This window comes from Bacillus nitratireducens, from assembly GCF_001884135.1.
Lineage (GTDB): Bacteria > Bacillota > Bacilli > Bacillales > Bacillaceae_G > Bacillus_A > Bacillus_A nitratireducens.
The window spans coordinates 15,380-32,968 of the sequence record NZ_MAOC01000077.1 but is presented as its reverse complement, the minus strand read 5'-3'; the positions used below and the strand labels follow the sequence as shown (position 1 = coordinate 32,968).

The following is a 17,589-nucleotide window of genomic DNA, read 5'->3' as shown; positions in this document are numbered from 1 at the left end:
TAATAATCTTTTTCTATAATAGTTATCTTTTAGTATGTAACGAGGAACGAAAGAGTATGTATAATATTTAATAAAGTAAAATTGATAAATGTAATCGTTTTTTAGAACAGATTATCGTTTAATGTCTGTTCTTTTTTGCGTGATGCTGGAGAAATATAATCCTCCAGCATTTACTGTTTTATGACAAAAAATATTGTTAACTTTTTTAAAATGAGGTTAAATGCGTTGACAACTTTTTTGAAAAGCACTTTATTGACATGAGTTTTAGAATGTTGTTTCATAGTCTTTGTATTGAAAAAAAACGATGATCATGTCGAAAAGTAAAAGTTAAAAAAATAAAGATTTTATACATATATCTTGTGTCTTATTTTGAAACGTAATACAATATATAGAGAAAACAAGAAACGACATACAGAGAATATATATTGGAGAGGGAGGGTCGGAAATGTTAGTTGCATATGATTCTATGACAGGAAACGTGAAGCGTTTCATCCACAAATTAAATATGCCGGCCGTTCAAATTGATGAAGCTCTAGTATTAGATGAAGACTTTATTCTTATTACGTATACAACAGGTTTTGGCAATGTACCGGAACGTGTTTTAGACTTTTTAGAACGCAATAATGAAAAATTAAAAGGCGTATCTGCAAGCGGCAATCGTAATTGGGGAGACATGTTCGGTGCAAGTGCTGACAAAATTTCTACTAAATATGAAGTGCCTATTGTATCAAAATTTGAGTTATCTGGAACAAATAATGATGTAGAATATTTTAAAGAAAGGGTGCGGGAGATTGCGACACATTGAACTGAATAATGAAATCACGCAAATGCAGGACGGTTTTTATCAGCTTCATAAAGATAAAGAGGCGTTAGAAGTCTTTATGGAAGAAGCTAGAGAGAATACCGTTCCTTTTAATAGCGTGGCAGAGCGAATGGAGTATATGAAAGAACACGATTACTATTACAACGTTCTGGACGAGTATAGCTTGGAGGAAGTAGAGGGAGTATATAACATCGCTTATGGTGAAAACTTCGAGTTCCAATCTTATATGGCAGCATCTAAGTTCTATAAAGATTATGCGTTAAAAACGAATGATCAAAAACAATACTTAGAAAGCTATGAAGATCGTGTAGCAATTGTGTCATTATACTTAGGACGCGGTGATGTTGCGAAGGCAAACCACTTCGCAAGCATGATTGTAAAACAAAACTACCAACCAGCGACACCAACCTTTTTAAATGCGGGAAGAAGCAGAAGAGGAGAAATGGTGTCTTGTTTCTTGTTAGAGATGGACGATAGCTTAAATTCAATTGGCTTTAACATTAATACTGCAATGCAATTATCGAAAATCGGTGGTGGAGTAGCTTTAAACTTATCTAAGCTACGCGCACGTGGTGAGCAAATTAAAGGCATTGATAACGCCGCAAGTGGTGTAGTACCTGTTATGAAATTGCTTGAAGATTCGTTTTCATATGCGAATCAACTTGGCCAACGAAAAGGTGCCGGCGCTGTATACTTAAACATTTTCCATTGGGATATTATTGAATTCCTTGATACAAAAAAAATAAATGCCGATGAGAAGAGCCGTATTCAGTCTCTATCAATCGGAATTATCGTTCCAAGTAAGTTCTTTGAACTTGCTGAGAAAAACGAACCTTTCCATGTTTTCGCGCCTTATACAGTATTTAAAGAGTACGGAAAACATTTAGATGATATAGATATTGATGAAATGTACGATGAATTAATGAGTAATCCGAAAGTGAAGAAGAAGCCACTAGATATTAGTGCACGTGATATGCTGATTAAAATCGCTATGATCCAGCTTGAGTCTGGTTACCCATACTTAATGTTTAAATCAAATGCAAATAACCAGCATCCATTGAAGGATATTGGAACTGTGAAGATGTCGAACTTGTGTTAAATATGTAGCACCTTCTAGTAGAAATGCTAGTCGAACACTCCGTTAAACGGGGAAAGCCTCAAGTTTGAGGTAACCTACCGTGCTAAATCTTATCTTAGAATGAAAATATAAAAGTTCAGAATGTATCTTATTATTTTGTATAGCAGAGTTATCGGACAACATAAAGTAATAAGAGACTTTCTGAAAGATTAAGATAAGTAAAAGCCTAACGACTATCCCATTTGGGAGTAGAGCGCAAGCGATTGGCGTTCGAAAAGCGGAGCACCTAACCAGGTAATGCTGTAGGTGATGATATAGTCTGTCCTGTATGGTGACATACAGCAGTTGCATGAGCAACGGACTGAGGAGTAGCGAACTCGGTTGAACATTCGAGACAGAAATCTTCCAGCTTCAAGAAACTTCTGAAATAAATGATTACGGTACAGATGACATTATCCGTCGTGATATTAACTGTAACTTAGGATCGTTAAATATCGTAAATGTAATGGAAAATAAAGAAATTCGTGAAGCAGTTCATGCGGGAATGGAAGCTTTAACAGCAGTTTCTGATATGACGATCATTCCGAATGCGCCAACTGTGAAAAAAGCAAATGATGAGCTTCATTCAGTTGGACTTGGAGCAATGAATTTACACGGATATTTATCAAAAAATAAAATCGCATATGAAAGTGCAGAAGCGAAAGAGTTCGCTCGTACATTCTTTATGATGTTAAATTACTACTCGATTGAGAAAAGTATGGAAATCGCTAAAGAAAAAGGCGAAACATTTAAAGACTTCGATAAGTCTGATTATGCGAACGGCACATACTTTGAAAAGTATGAAACGACAGATTACAGCCCGGTAACTGAGAAAGTTCAGCAACTATTTGAAGGAATTCATATTCCAACAAAAGAAGATTGGACAAGTTTAAAAGAGCAAGTGAAGAAGAATGGATTATATAATTCATATCGTCTTGCTATCGCACCTACACAATCTATCAGTTACGTTCAAAATGCAACTTCAAGCGTAATGCCGATCGTAAGTCAAATTGAATCAAGAACGTATGCGAATGCGACAACATATTATCCAATGCCATATTTATCAAAAGATACGTTCTGGTACTATAAATCTTCTTACGACATGAATCAGTTTAAATTAATTGATTTAATCGCAGAAATTCAAGAGCATATTGACCAGGGAATTAGTACGATTCTTTACGTTAATAGTGATATTTCAACACGTGAGTTAGCACGTTACTACATTTATGCACATAAAAAAGGCTTGAAGAGTCTTTATTATACGAGAACACGTAAATTAAGCGTGGAAGAGTGCGTGGCTTGTACTGTTTAATATAAAAAGTGTGACATGATGAGCAGGGTTTTCTGAACCCTGCTCATGCTTAGTTATCAATTTTTCATGTTTATTTAGAGAAGGGGCGATTGAATGCGTGCGGTAAACTGGAACAAAAAGGAAGACGATTTTAGTTTAATGTTTTGGAAGCAAAACATCGCTCAGTTTTGGACAGAAGAAGAAATCGCGGTATCTTCTGACAAAAATACTTGGGCACAATTATCAAGAGAAGAGCAGGTTGCTTATAAGCGTGTATTAGGTGGTTTAACACTTTTAGATACGAAACAAGGCGGCGAAGGGATGCCACTTGTACTTGTTCATCTTGAAAATTTACAAGCGAAAAGTGTATTAGCTTTCATGGGTGCTATGGAAGAAGTGCATGCGAAGAGTTACAGTCATATTTTCACAACGCTAGCTACTGAAGAAGAAATTGATGATATTTTTGAATGGGTAGATAACCATCCATTACTTGAGAAAAAGGCTGGTATTATTACTCGTTACTACCGTCGTCTATTAAAGCCTGAAGTAACGAAAAAAGAGTTATACATGGCAATGGTAGCAAGCGTATTCTTAGAAAGTTACTTATTCTATAGTGGATTCTTCTATCCACTTTACTTAGCTGGTCAAGGTAAACTGACAGCAAGTGGTGAGATTATTAACCTAATCATTCGTGATGAGTCAATTCACGGCGTATTCGTCGGTATTTTAGCACAACAACTCTTCGCAGAACTTTCTGCAGAAGATCAACAAGAAGTGCAAAAAGAAACGCAAGAATTATTAATGGAACTATATGAAATTGAAATGGCATACACAGAAGAAATTTATACTTCTATCGGTCTTGTAGAAGATGTAAATCGTTTCGTTCGTTACAATGCGAATAAAGGACTTATGAACTTAGGGCTTGAGCCGAAGTTTGAAGAAGAAGAAATTAACCCAATCGTTTTAAACGGTTTACGTACAGATACGAAAAACCATGATTTCTTCTCTGTAAAAGGAAATGGTTACGTAAAAGCAACGAACGTTGAAAAGTTAGCTGACGATGACTTCGTATTCAATTTTTAATATAGTGTTAAAAAAAAGCTGTCTTTATAGAAAAGACAGCTTTTTTTTATATGAATGGTTTACATAATGTTATTATTTCATGAAAATATTTTTATCTCGTAAAAGTATAATTTATGCGGAAGTGAAAATAAAAAACGGATTAAAGTTCTGTTTTTATTTATTTAGCAGTATGAGAGATTGAATAACTTATGTCAAAATGAATAAAAAATGATAAGAAGTGAGGCCTAATTCCACCTATATGTTCTTTTTCGGAGTGCTTTTTTTGACTACAGAAATATTGGCTCGAAAATTGCATGGATATTTAAAAACAAAAGGAAATTGTAATAGATTGTGTGGTATATACAGTCGTTTGAAAGCGTTTCCTTTCTGCTGTCGATTTTTAAATAGAAATTAGATAGAAAAAGTAGGGGGAATGATAGGTGGGAAAAGTAGTTGGTTTAAAACGTTCATTAGGGCTGTGGTCAATTGTTATGCTAGGGGTCGGGTACATGACACCGATGGTTGGATTTGATACGTTTGGAATTGTTTCGGAAAAAACGGGTGGGCATGTTCCAGGAGCTTATTTGATTGCATTAGCAGGGATGTTGTTTACCGCTGCAAGCTACGGCAAAATGGTAAAGGTTTTTCCTACCGCAGGATCAGCTTATACGTATACACAGAAGACAATTAGTGCAAGGCTTGGATTTCTTGTTGGATGGTCCGCGTTATTGGATTATTTGTTTCTACCGATGGTGAACGCACTATTAACGAGAATTTATTTGTCAGCATTTTTTCCAAGTGTTCCTAGTTGGATATGGGTCATCGGTTTTATTCTACTGATTACACTTATAAATATTATTAGCGTGAATGTTACTGCTAACTTCAATACTTTTTTAGTAATATTTCAAGTGCTAGTAATGGCCGTGTTTGTTTTTCTAGTTATAAAAGGTTTATTAGCGGGAGAGGGAACAGGAGAAGTTTTTTCCATTCAGCCGTTTTTTCAATCGGATATACAAATATCACCGTTAGTTGCAGGTGCGACAATTCTTTGTTTTTCATTTTTAGGTTTTGATGCAGTAACTACATTTTCTGAAGAGACACCAAACGCGAAGAAGACAATTCCTCGAGCTATTTTTCTTACTGCTTTAATTGGTGGAGTTTTATTCATTACAACTACGTATTTTACACAATCTATGTTTCCAGATACAGCTGTATTTAAAAATCAAGAATCAGCATCTCCAGAAATTGCACTATATGTTGGTGGGAAATTATTTCAAGCTTTCTTTTTAGTAGGAACCCTTATGGGGACACTTGCGTCCGGTTTAGCTTCCCATACAAGTGTATCTCGATTATTATACGTAATGGGGCGAGATAATGTAATTCCGAAGAAAATATTCGGATACATTCATCCTCGATGGCGAACTCCAGTATATAACATTATTATTGTAGGGATTATTTCACTCTCCGCTATATTCATTGATTTAGAAACGGCAGCATCTCTTATTAATTTTGGAGCGCTTATTGCATTTACATTTGTTAATTTATCTGTAATTTCCTACTATGTAATTAAGAAAAAAAGATATAAGACGATAAAAGACTGTTTAAATTTCTTAGTGATGCCTATTTTAGGTGCTGGTACTGTAGCAGTACTATGGTTTAACCTCAATATTCATTCACTTATTCTAGGGATTTGCTGGGCTGCTATTGGAATTGGGTACCTTCTATATGTTACAAATATGTTCCGTTCAGCTCCTCCGCAAATGCATTTTGAAGAAGCACAGGAAATATAAAAAGAAAAAGGCATCGGATAAGTTCCGATGTCTTTTTTTATATTTGATAATCATGCAGCATTGCATAAGTCATTCAAAGATTCATAAGTAGGAGGATAACAAGATAGGATTAACATAGTATTTTCACTTGGCACGATTATTGCTTTGTACAATTAGTAAAAATATAAAGAGGGGTGTTATCGTGCCGATTCAATCAGAAAAACATACAAATACAGTTGAAGTTGAAAATCCTTTAGAGGAATTTCAAGCTATATTAAAAGAGGCGCTTCATTTTTTAAGTTATCCAGACGAAGTATTCGAATTTTTGAAAAAACCGATGCGTTTTTTAGAAGTAAGCATTCCTGTTCGCATGGATGATGGAACAACAAAGGTATTTCAAGGGTATCGCGCTCAGCATAACGACGCAGCAGGGCCAACAAAAGGTGGTATTAGATTTCATCCAGATGTTACGGCAGAAGAAGTAAAAGCACTTGCTGGCTGGATGAGCTTGAAATGTGGAGTGACAGGACTGCCATATGGAGGCGCAAAGGGCGGGATTATTTGTAATCCACAGGAGTTGAGTTTTAGAGAACTAGAGTTACTGAGTCGTGGGTATGTAAGAGCAGTAAGTCAAATTGTGGGACCGACGAAAGATATTCCAGCACCTGATATGTATACAAATGCGCAAATTATGGCTTGGATGCTAGATGAATATGACCATATCAGGGAGTTTGACTCTCCAGGATTTATAACCGGGAAGCCATTAATGCTAGGAGGATCACAAGGGCGAGAAACAGCAACTTCTAAAGGTGTATTGTATACACTTCAGTTAGTAAGTGAGTTAAAACAAATTCCGCTACAAAATATGCGAGTTATTATTCAAGGGTTCGGGAATGTTGGAGGTTATTTGGCGAAATATTTATATGATATTGGTGTGAAAGTAGTCGGGGTATCAGATGCTATAGGAGGAATTTATAATCCAGACGGTCTAGATGTTCCTTATTTACTAGAAAACAGAGATTCTTTCGGTGTAGTATCGAATCTCTTTAATAAAACAATTTCTAATCAGGAGTTGTTAGAAAAAGAATGTGATGTACTCATTCCGGCGGCAATTGGAGGAGTCATTACAAAACATAATGCAGGAAAGCTTGGATGTAAGATTATCATTGAGGCTGCAAATGGACCAACAACAAAAGAGGCGATAACCATGTTAGAAGAAAAGGGGATTTTGGTTGTTCCAGATATTTTAGCAAACTCTGGTGGCGTGATTGTTTCATATTTTGAATGGTGTCAAAATAACCAAGGATATTACTGGACGGAGCAATATGTTGATCAATGTTTAAAGGAGAAAATTGCATCTAGTTTTTCTAACGTACTTGATACTTCTAAACGCTTTGGAGTAAATATGAAAATTGCTGCTTATATGGAAGGGGTTCGCAAGATTGTAGAAGCATCACGCCTAAGAGGTTGGTTGCATTTTTAACCTAAAGGGAGGGCTAAAATGAAACTGGATATTTTATTAGAAGAAGTGGAGAGACAACAAATCGGTTATTACTGCATTGTGTCGAATAGTCATCGTTACGATATAGCTGTTACGTATTCGCAACAGTTTCTTGGAAAAGCAATGGTTACCTCAATTCAAAATGGGAGAATGGTTTTATTAAGCCAAGAAGATATTGGAGAGGAACAATATTGGGCAACAAGGCTAGGGATTGAGGTAGAGGACATAGAAGAGTTTCAAAGCTTTTTCTATATGATTCTTCAGTCACAAAGGTTAGAAGAACAATATTAATAGAAGAAAAGAAAGGGATGATTGATTATGTATTATGATATTATTACGAGTCCGTGTTATGGAATAATTGAAAAAGTGTCTATCGATAAGGATTCTCGAATTTATGAATGGGAGCCATTATTCTCTATTAAAGATATGAATGGTAAACTGGAAGTAATTAAGATGGGATGTAGTGGAGAAGTTCAATCTTTAGAAGTAGAAGCGGGAGATAAAGTAATTCCAGGTATGGTATTAGCTTATATTCAAGAAGATCTTTTCGTTAGTGGTAGTGATTAATGATAGAACTATGAGGAAGATGAAGGCACCCATCTTCCTTTTTTTTTTTAATAAAGAAAGAAATGTTTTATTTTCAGATTAATTAAAAAAATCTGTATTTAATGATACAATACAAATTAAATAGTTCAAAGGAGGAATAGCAGAATGTTTTCCATCGCTCATACAAAAATTAGACCCATAGTTTCTCTACCTATCGATCAATCTGAAAAGGAATGGAATATAGATGTTAAAAATATAAAAGAATCTTTTCTATTTTTAAAAAGAGGAGAGAAATTATTTGCATACGTTCATGTGAAGGATCTGCTATCAAATAGTAAAGGATTAACTTCGAAGCTATTACTTTCAAATGCTGTTCCACTAGATACAATATGTCATCTTAGTAAAGATATTTCTTTAACAGCTCTTTTTCAAATTATTGGGGCGCCGATTGCCATAGTGAAAAATGAAATGGATGAGCTAACAGGATATATAAGAAGAGAGGATGTTTTTGCAGAACTATTTAAACAAGAAAATCAGAGTGTTGATATATTGAAAATTATTTTAACGTCTATTCCAATGGGGATTTTTGTAGTAGATCGAGAAAAGAAAATTGTAAATTGTAATGAATCTGGTTTGAAGATGATTAAATCGACTCCTGAAAAAGTTATGAATGTACCAGCAGAACTGATTTTTAATGGAGAACACATTAATAACGTATTTACAAAGGGAAAAACGATCTTGAATCAATTACAAATCACAAATGAGATGGGTGTATTAGTTGACTATAGTCCGATTCCAAACTTTGATCAAAGTATTGAAGGAATGGTTATTATTGTGCAAGATTTGCCGATGGTCGAGGACATGGCGATGGAAATTGAATATATAAAGGATTTAAATAAAGATTTACATGCAATTTTGTCTAGCATTTATGATGAAATATTAGTTGTTAATCATAAAGGGGAATTAATTCGTTATAGTGAAACTGTTATCAATGATTTTTGGGGGAGTAATTTGAAGGACTTGTTAGGAAAAAATCTTTTAGACCTAGAAAAGAAAGGATTATTTAGTCCATCGGTTACGCGATTAGTGTTGGAAAAACAAAAAAAGGTATCAGTTGTACAAGAAACAAAAAGCGGAAGAAAAATATTAGCAGTTGGAAATCCTGTATTTAATGAAAATGGAGAGCTTCATCGTATTATTATTGCCTCAAGGGATATTACTGAAGCAACGAGATTGAAGACGGAATTACATGAAATAAAGAAGATATCAGAGCAATATAAGAAAGAGTTAGATGACTTTAAAAATAAAGATCGTTTTCTTAAGAAGCTTATTTACTGTAGTCCAAAAATGGAACAAATAATTAACCAAGCTAAAAAAATAGCAAATTTTTCTTCCAATGTTCTTATTTCTGGAGAATCTGGTGTCGGAAAAGAAGTAATTGCCCAGGCAATTCATCAACTTGGAAACAGATCTTCAAAGCCATTTTTAAAATTAAATTGTGGTGCAATTCCAGAAACTTTGTTAGAAAGTGAATTATTTGGTTATACGAAAGGCGCTTTTACAGGAGCCGATAAAAATGGAAAAGAAGGATATTTTAAGCGAGCTGATCAAGGTATTTTATTTTTAGATGAAATTGGAGAAATGCCTTTACATTTGCAAGTAAAATTGCTTAGAGTCCTGCAGGAACAAGAAGTAATTCCTATTGGAAGTACAACACCTATGAAAATAAATGTACAAATTATTGCTGCTACAAATAAGAGCCTTGAAAAGATGGTCGAATCTGGAACATTCCGTGAAGATTTATTTTATCGCCTCAATGTAATTCCGCTGCGAGTTCCTTCTTTACGAGAGCGAATGGAAGATGTTCCAGTACTTGCCTTTCATTTCTTACAACAGTTAAATGAAAAATATAATAAAAATTATCATTTAACTCCAGATGCACTTAATTTACTAGAGTTCTATTCATGGCCAGGAAATGTCCGTGAATTACAGAATATGATTGAACGTTTAGTTGTATCAGCAGATGATCTAGTAATTGAAGCGGAGTTTGTTAGTAAGTTTTTAACACCCGGTTATGACTTTAATAAATCAAAACCAGTTATTACAAGAGTATTACCATTACAAGAAGCGCTACATTCTGTAGAAGAACAATTGATTTTGCTTGCAATGAAGCAGTATAAAACAACGACTAAGGCTGCAAAAGCTCTTGGAATCAGCCAATCTTCAGTGAGTCGTAAATATCAAAAGATTGTTAGTGAAAAAGAGATAGCGGCTGATATCATCTCATATTCCTAAAAAAGGAGAAGGTCACATAGACTTCTCCTTTTTGTGTGCGCTCAGCATGTACATATGCTCTGGGATTCAAGTCCCGAGTGGTGAAGGCGGTAGCGGAAATGATTAAAGTTTCACTTTATGCAAAATGGAATAGTGTATGCGGAACTGCATAAAATGTTTGTTGTTTTTAAGAAAATAGTCAGTTTATCCCGCTATTTGTGGGCAGTAAAACTCCCACCTCAAAATTCAGGTGGAGCAAAGAAGTTAGGCTGGAAGCCCCGCTGCCTGTAAACGCCCGATTGGTGAGGGCTGATTAAAGTTTCACTTTATGTATGATTCTTTTGAATTTTAAATATTGGCATGGAAATTGCTTATAAATATATAAACGATCGATAAAGGAGGATTCAATATAGTGCTAGATTTAAAAATGTATGTAAACGGTGAATGGAGAGACTCTAGTAATCAAGAAAAAAGAACGATTATTAACCCTGCGAATGGCAAGGGTATAGCATATGCACCTGAAGGAACGATTGAGGACGCAAAATACGCAATAGAAGTGGCAAGAGCGGCTTTCGATAGCGGAATTTGGTCAGAAACATCCACTGCTGAAAGAGCATCATATTTATTTAAAATAGCAGATGAAATTGATAAAAATATGGAAGAATTAGTATACCTTGAAACAATGGATAATGGAAAAACATACCGTGAGGCAGAAGGAGATATTGGAGATGCAGCGGCTTGTTTTCGCTATTATGCCGGATTGATTACAAAGCCAGATGGCCAAACATATCATGTAGCCGATCCGATGCAAGCCATGGTAGTAAGAGAGCCAGTTGGTGTTTGTGGATTAATTGTTCCATGGAATTATCCGCTATTGATGAGTGTATGGAAAATTGCACCTGCTTTAGCAGCTGGCAATACAATTGTGTTTAAACCTTCTGAAGTGACACCAATAACTGCAACAAAGCTATTCGAAATTCTTGAAAAAGTAGGGCTACCAAAAGGTGTTGCCAATATGGTAATGGGGGCCGGTCCAATAGTAGGGAATGAAATTGCAGCGAGTCATAAAGTGGATATGATTTCCTTTACAGGTGGAACAAAAACAGGTAAGCACATTATGAGAACAGCGGCAGATAATATGAAAAAGATTTCGTTAGAACTTGGAGGGAAATCTCCAAATATTATTTTTGCAGATGCAGATTTTGAGACTGCTATTGATTATGCTCTATTCGGTATTTATGCAGGTAGCGGACAAGTGTGTTCAGCAGGATCGAGAATTCTTGTAGAGGAAAGCGTTTATGATAGATTTGTTAATAGTTTTGTAGAGAGAGCGCAGCAAATTAACGTTGGACCTGGTGATAAACCGGAATCAGAAATGGGGCCACTTGTAAGTCAAGAACATATGGAAAAAGTATTACGTTATATTGAAATTGGAAAAGACGAAGGTGCAAACGTTGCTTGCGGAGGTAGACGAATAATGGAGGATGGAAAAGGTGATGGTTTCTTTATTGAACCAACAGTCTTTGTCAATGTAAAACCTGATATGCGCATTGTCCAGGAAGAAATCTTCGGTCCTGTTGTAGTAATTCAAAAGTTTAAAACTGAACAGGAAGCAATTGAGTTAGCAAACGGTACGGATTATGGCTTAGCTGGAGGGGTATTTACGGTTGATGGTGCAAAAGCAATGCGCGTAATTCGCAAGCTTCGTGCAGGCATTACTTGGATTAATAGCTATCATCCAACATACAATGAGGCGCCTTGGGGTGGATATAAGCAAAGTGGTATAGGTCGTAGTCTAGGAACATTTGGTTTAGAAGAATTTCAAGAAATTAAGCAGATTAATATAAATCTAGAAGTAGAACCTATTGGTTGGTTTGCAAATAAAAAAAATGTAGAGGTGAATTAGATGGAAACGAACGTGAAAAATAAATTGAATGAGAAAGAATCAAATGTAAATGAGTATATTACGAAAGTACTACAGTTAATTGAAAAAGAAAAAGTATCTGAAGAAGAGGCAAATTGGATTCAAAAAGAAACAGTAGACGGATTTAGAGAGCATGTGAACCCTGGTTTTCTTGCTTATAGAAAAACAGTAACAAAAGATGGACAATTTGCAGCAGTAGAATGGTCTGATGAAGGATCTTGTTTCATGGATATTAATGGTAAAAAATACATTGACTGTTTAGGTGGATTCGGAATTTATAATGTTGGTCACCGTAATCCGAAAGTAGTCAAAGCTGTAACAGATCAATTAAAGCGTCAAGCATTGCACAGTCAGGATTTACTAGATCCACTTCGAGCAATTCTTGCAAAGATTTTAGCGGATATTACACCTGGTGATTTGAAATATGCCTTCTTCACAAATAGTGGAACAGAAAGCGTAGAGGCAGCATTAAAACTAGCAAAAATGTATAGTGAACGAACAACTTTTATTTCTACAACTCGTGCTTTCCATGGGAAGAGCCTTGGTGCTTTATCTGGGACGGCAAAAGGAATGTTCCGTAAGCCATTCTTACCATTAATTCCGGGTTTCCGTCATGTTCCATTTGGCGATATTGATATGATGAGAAAAACATTTGAGACATGTGCATTAGTGGGAGAAGATGTTGCAGCAGTTATTTTAGAGCCAATTCAAGGGGAGGGCGGCATTATTTTACCTCCAGAAAATTATTTGAAACAAGTGCGAGAGCTTTGTGATGAGTTTGATTCGCTCCTTATTTTTGATGAAGTGCAAACTGGAATGGGCCGTACAGGAAAAATGTTTGCAGCAGATTTATATGATGTTGTGCCGGATATTATTTGTCTTGCGAAAGCGTTTGGTGGAGGTGTAATGCCAGCGGGGGCTATTGTTGCGAAAGAAAAAGTATTCCAAAGTTGGTTTGAAAATCCATTTATGCATACAACAACGTTTGGCGGGAATCCTCTTGCATGTGCTGCTGCAATTGCAACAATCCATGTATTATTGGAAGAGAAATTACCGGAACGAGCGATGGAAGTTGGGGAGTATTTCTTAAATGGATTGAAACAAGCAGCAGAAGGGCACGAAGATAAAATCTTTGAAATTCGTGGTCAAGGTTTAATGATTGGGATTGAATTCCATAAAGACGAGATTGGTTATGAAGTGTCAAAGGCGATGTTTGATCAAGGTATTCTTGTTGCGGGAACATTAATTAACTCAAAAACAATTCGTATTGAACCATCCCTTACAATTAGCTATGAAGAAGTAGATACAGTTATTAATACGTTTAAATCTGTGCTAACTCAAGTAAAAGTAAAATAAATTTCGCATAAGATTATATGTGAATTCAAACGATTGAAACTATAATTAGAATAGATTTACTTATATTGTATTACAGGAAGGCAGTGTAACGAAAAGTTACACTGCCTTTTTATTACATTTTTTGTTTTAAGTATTTACATGTAATTTGTCTTAGTGTACTATTTAACTAACACACTAAGACAGGAGGGGAGAAATGAAAATCGAGTTTTCTCCAAATACACCAATTTACATTCAAGTAATGGAATACATAAAGAAAGAAATTGTAACGGGTCATTTATTGCCTGGCGATAAAATTCCCTCTGTACGTGAATTAGCGAGTGAATTACAAGTAAATCCAAATACGATTCAACGTACATTTCAAGAGTTAGAGCGGGATGGAGTTGTTGTAACACGTAGAGGAATGGGACGATATGTAACGAATGAAGAGGAGAAAATTATGGAGCTGCGAAAAGATATGGCGAGAGAATTACTTCATTCTTTTATAGATGGAATGGACAATTTAGGTTTTTCAGAAGAAGAAATTCTTACAATCCTTCGTTCTTCATTACATGAGAAAAGGGAGGAGAGCGAATGACAGAGTTATTAAAAATAGAAAACGTATGGAAGCGGTACGGATTAAAAGCAGTGATCCGTGAGTTAAACATAGAGATTACAGAAGGAAAAATCGTTGGGCTTGTTGGAGATAACGGAAGCGGGAAAACGACGTTATTAAAAATGATTGCAGGATTGCAGCACCCTTCTGAAGGCAGCATAGTAATTAACGGTAAAAAAGTAGGGTTAGAGACGAAAGAAATCGTTTCATTTATGTCTGATAAGCCAGGCTTTGATGATTGGATGACTGTAAAAGATGCCCTATTTTTCTATCGAGATTTTTATAAAGACTTCGATATTCAAAAAGCAGTCGATACAATTGCGGAATTTAAAATACCGTTAGAAGAAAAAATTATAGCATTATCAAAAGGGATGGTAGAAAAGCTTCAAATTATTTTAACGTTTTCTCGAAAAGCGAAGTTATATGTACTAGATGAACCACTTGGCGGGATTGATCTTGTTTCTAGAGAACACGTATTAGATCTCATTCTACAATTTTATAGAGAAGATTGTACGATACTAATCTCGACTCACTTAATAAATGAAGTTGAAAATATTTTTGATGAAGTAATCTTTTTAAAAGATGGGGAAATTGTATTGTATGAAAATGTAGAAGAGTTACGTTTTCAGAGAGGGAAAGCTGTCACGGAGGTGTTTAAGGAGGTGTTTAGTAGATGAAGTCGAGCTTAATATATATGTACAATGTAAATAAAAAGCAAATTATTATTTCATTGTTATCATTTATATTCGTTGTAGCTGTAGCTTTCGTAAGTTTGGGAAATTATATTAAGCAAGAATCAGGAGAAATAAGGCAAATAATTATAGTTTCCTTAGTTATCTTAGTATATATAATTTTTATAGCATTGATATTTATTCAGGCGATGTCTGCATTTGGAAAAATGACTGAAAGTACATTATTTCGATTAACGCCGACATCAGGTAAAAAGATTGTTTTAGCAATATTGTTATATACTACAATTAGTTTACTTATTTTTGAAGTAATAGGTTCTATTTTTTTATATAGTATTTCTATGAAAATAATAAAGGGTACAGAGCTCTATGAAGTGTTATTTACCCAAAGTGGATTAAATCCATTAGGGCACTTATTTAGTACTATTGTATATGTATTTAATTTATCTAGTATATTACTTGTATTGCTTTTTGTAGTAGCTAGCGTTAAAGTGTTTTCTTTGAAAAAGAAGAAGTTAAAATATCCAATTGTATTTTTCTTATTTTTACTAGTAACAAAATTATTAGGTACTATATATGGAATGTTGGGTGGTCTTGCACCTACTGCGCCTTTAATAACAAAGTTAGTATATATAGATGAATCATCAGAAGCAAATGTGTTGCTCTATCAAGAAAAACTTATGAATTTATATAGTATTGCTTTTTCAATCGGTATATTTGTTTTACTTGTTTATATAACAGGTCGCATAATCGACAAAAAGTTAGAAGTCTAAAGGAGGAATCAGCATTGGGAAACGTAGTAGTGAAATTAGAAAATGTTCGAAAAAAGATTGGTAAGGCAGAAATCATTCGCGGCCTATCGTTTGAGGTTCGAGAAGGAGAAGTATACGGGTTCCTTGGACCGAACGGTAGTGGTAAGACGACGACAATTCGTATGATGACAGGTCTTATTTCTATGACAGAAGGCGATATTACAATTTGTGGTCATAGCATTCGTACGGAGCGTGAAAAGGCGTTAGAGCAAATTGGAGCAATTGTAGAAAATCCCGAGCTATATGATTATATGACTGGAATGCAAAACTTAAAGCATTTTGCAAACATGGCAATTACACCAATTAGTAAAGAGCGCATTGCTGAAATTGTAAAGCTTGTTGACTTAGAGCATGCGATTCATAAAAAGGTGAAAACATATTCACTTGGTATGAAACAACGTTTAGGAATTGCACAGGCATTACTTCATCAGCCGAAAATCTTAATTTTAGATGAGCCGACAAATGGATTAGATCCAGCTGGTATTCGTCAAATTCGTGATTATTTACAACGTTTAGCGAAAGAAGAGAATATTGCCGTAATCGTATCAAGTCACTTATTAAGTGAAATTGAATTAATGTGTGATCGCGTCGTTATTATTAAGCAGGGTGAGTTTGTACAAGAGTACAACTTACATGAACAAGCGAAACATGATGAGAAAGTAGTTGTAGCGTTTGAAGTAGATCAAGTACAGAAAGCAAATGAAATCATTAAAGGTAAGGCAAAAGGAAATGTAATTGCAGTATCTGTAACGAAAGAAGAAATTCCACAACTTGTAAAGAAACTTGTGAATGACGATGTGCTTGTATACGGAGTTACCGTTCAAAATAAAACATTAGAGGATGAGTTCTTAGCAATTACAGGGGGAGTGAAAGCGTAATGTTTAAATTAATTCAAAATGAATTTTTAAAGTTGCATGCGAAAAAAGGTATGTATATTTTAATTGGTGCCATTGCAGTATTGGAGATTTTGGGAGTTTTAGCGATGCTGAAGTGGGGAGACGGAAGTGAATTTAAAGGATCATATTTAGATTTTGCAAGTTCAGAGATTGGTTTAATTACTTTATTTGCAACAATTTTTGGAATTACGATTGCTTCACGTATGATTACTGATGAGTTCCAAAAAGGTACAATTAAGCAGTTATTAATCCGTCCAAGAAAAAGAATTACCGTTTTATTCTCTAAATATATTACAGTGTTACTTACTATAGTATTTATCATATTTGCTAGCACGTTAATTGCAATGATTATTGGCGGAATTGTAAAGGATGGTAGTAAAACAGAATTAACGTTAGGAATCGTAATGAAATCTACTTTATATCAAGTACTTTCACCGTTCTTCTTTGCGACGCTTGCATTTTTCTTAGCAAACGTATTTAGAAAGTCTGTATTACCATTGATTATTACGATGTTCCTCTTCTTTTTACAAGGACCAATTAATATGGTACTGATGATGTTTGCAAAAGGTGTAGCAAAATTTGTAGTGTTTTTCCATTTGAATTTAAGTGTTTACGATAGCAATAAATTAGTAAGTGGCGGAGCAGAACCACCATTTACAGAATTTACGTTTACAACCTCATTATTACTTGTAGTTGCATACTTTGCTGTATTACTTGTAGCATCAAGTGTATTATTCCAAAAACGTGACGTATTATAATAAAAGAAATCCCCGCTTGTAAAAACGGGGATTTTTATTACATAACGTTCTCCTAGATTTCAACTGGAAGAACAGTAATACGGTATTTTAAATAAAATGTACTATATATTTTAAGAGATATGTTGTTTGAAAACATTTGAGAAAAATAGGAAGATTTTCAACTATATTCATATTATAAT

At 34.8% G+C, this 17,589-nt stretch carries 15 protein-coding genes and 1 pseudogene; all 16 read left to right on the top strand.

Features of this window, described 5'->3' with window-relative positions:
- Positions 1 to 445: 445 nt before the first annotated feature.
- Complete coding sequence (nrdI, locus tag BAU23_RS19645) at positions 446 to 805, top strand: class Ib ribonucleoside-diphosphate reductase assembly flavoprotein NrdI (protein ID WP_000959445.1); 360 nt, start codon at positions 446 to 448, stop codon at positions 803 to 805.
- Positions 792 to 1,919 (top strand): annotated as a pseudogene (locus tag BAU23_RS19640) (ribonucleotide reductase N-terminal alpha domain-containing protein); the annotation flags it as partial. The gene nrdI and the pseudogene BAU23_RS19640, both read left to right, overlap by 14 nt.
- A 382-nt stretch (positions 1,920 to 2,301) precedes the next feature.
- Positions 2,302 to 3,252 (top strand): ribonucleotide reductase large subunit, encoded by a 951-nt coding sequence (locus BAU23_RS19635; protein WP_306295567.1) that lies wholly within the window; start codon positions 2,302 to 2,304, stop codon positions 3,250 to 3,252.
- A gap of 93 nt (positions 3,253 to 3,345) precedes the next feature.
- Complete coding sequence (gene nrdF / locus BAU23_RS19630; RefSeq protein ID WP_001203023.1) at positions 3,346 to 4,314, top strand: class 1b ribonucleoside-diphosphate reductase subunit beta; 969 nt, start codon at positions 3,346 to 3,348, stop codon at positions 4,312 to 4,314.
- A 419-nt stretch (positions 4,315 to 4,733) separates the two neighbouring features.
- Complete coding sequence (locus BAU23_RS19625; protein WP_000521246.1) at positions 4,734 to 6,083, top strand: APC family permease; 1,350 nt, start codon at positions 4,734 to 4,736, stop codon at positions 6,081 to 6,083.
- Between the two features lie 181 nt (positions 6,084 to 6,264).
- On the top strand, positions 6,265 to 7,545 hold the full coding sequence (locus BAU23_RS19620; RefSeq protein ID WP_083583389.1) for a Glu/Leu/Phe/Val family dehydrogenase: 1,281 nt from the start codon (positions 6,265 to 6,267) through the stop codon (positions 7,543 to 7,545).
- Between the two features lie 18 nt (positions 7,546 to 7,563).
- A complete protein-coding gene (locus tag BAU23_RS19615; protein WP_000762559.1) occupies positions 7,564 to 7,854 on the top strand; it encodes an SAV0927 family protein in 291 nt (96 codons plus the stop codon).
- 27 nt (positions 7,855 to 7,881) lie between these two features.
- Positions 7,882 to 8,130: a biotin/lipoyl attachment domain-containing protein gene (locus BAU23_RS19610; protein WP_000291043.1), complete on the top strand. Its 249-nt coding sequence runs from the start codon at positions 7,882 to 7,884 to the stop codon at positions 8,128 to 8,130.
- Positions 8,131 to 8,274: 144 nt separating this feature from the next.
- Entirely contained in the window at positions 8,275 to 10,404 is a 2,130-nt protein-coding gene (locus tag BAU23_RS19605) for a sigma 54-interacting transcriptional regulator (protein ID WP_000491354.1), read from the top strand.
- Positions 10,405 to 10,795: 391 nt separating this feature from the next.
- The gene (locus tag BAU23_RS19600; RefSeq protein WP_044741044.1) at positions 10,796 to 12,289 is read left to right on the top strand and encodes an aldehyde dehydrogenase family protein; all 1,494 of its coding nucleotides are present in this window, start codon (positions 10,796 to 10,798) and stop codon (positions 12,287 to 12,289) included.
- The gene (locus BAU23_RS19595) at positions 12,290 to 13,663 is read left to right on the top strand and encodes a putrescine aminotransferase (protein ID WP_000449698.1); all 1,374 of its coding nucleotides are present in this window, start codon (positions 12,290 to 12,292) and stop codon (positions 13,661 to 13,663) included.
- 193 nt (positions 13,664 to 13,856) lie between these two features.
- Positions 13,857 to 14,237 carry a GntR family transcriptional regulator gene (locus BAU23_RS19590; protein WP_000687509.1) on the top strand — a complete coding sequence of 127 codons (381 nt, stop codon included), beginning with the start codon at positions 13,857 to 13,859 and terminating at the stop codon, positions 14,235 to 14,237.
- The gene (locus BAU23_RS19585) at positions 14,234 to 14,932 is read left to right on the top strand and encodes an ABC transporter ATP-binding protein (RefSeq protein ID WP_000137762.1); all 699 of its coding nucleotides are present in this window, start codon (positions 14,234 to 14,236) and stop codon (positions 14,930 to 14,932) included. Before BAU23_RS19590 ends, BAU23_RS19585 begins: the two co-directional genes overlap by 4 nt.
- Positions 14,929 to 15,717 carry a hypothetical protein gene (locus tag BAU23_RS19580; protein ID WP_000842632.1) on the top strand — a complete coding sequence of 263 codons (789 nt, stop codon included), beginning with the start codon at positions 14,929 to 14,931 and terminating at the stop codon, positions 15,715 to 15,717. The genes BAU23_RS19585 and BAU23_RS19580 overlap by 4 nt, the downstream gene beginning before the upstream one ends.
- A 14-nt stretch (positions 15,718 to 15,731) precedes the next feature.
- Positions 15,732 to 16,634 (top strand): ABC transporter ATP-binding protein, encoded by a 903-nt coding sequence (locus BAU23_RS19575; RefSeq protein ID WP_000528805.1) that lies wholly within the window; start codon positions 15,732 to 15,734, stop codon positions 16,632 to 16,634.
- On the top strand, positions 16,634 to 17,410 hold the full coding sequence (locus tag BAU23_RS19570; protein WP_000475418.1) for an ABC transporter permease: 777 nt from the start codon (positions 16,634 to 16,636) through the stop codon (positions 17,408 to 17,410). The genes BAU23_RS19575 and BAU23_RS19570 overlap by 1 nt, the downstream gene beginning before the upstream one ends.
- The last annotated feature ends 179 nt before the right edge of the window (positions 17,411 to 17,589 follow it).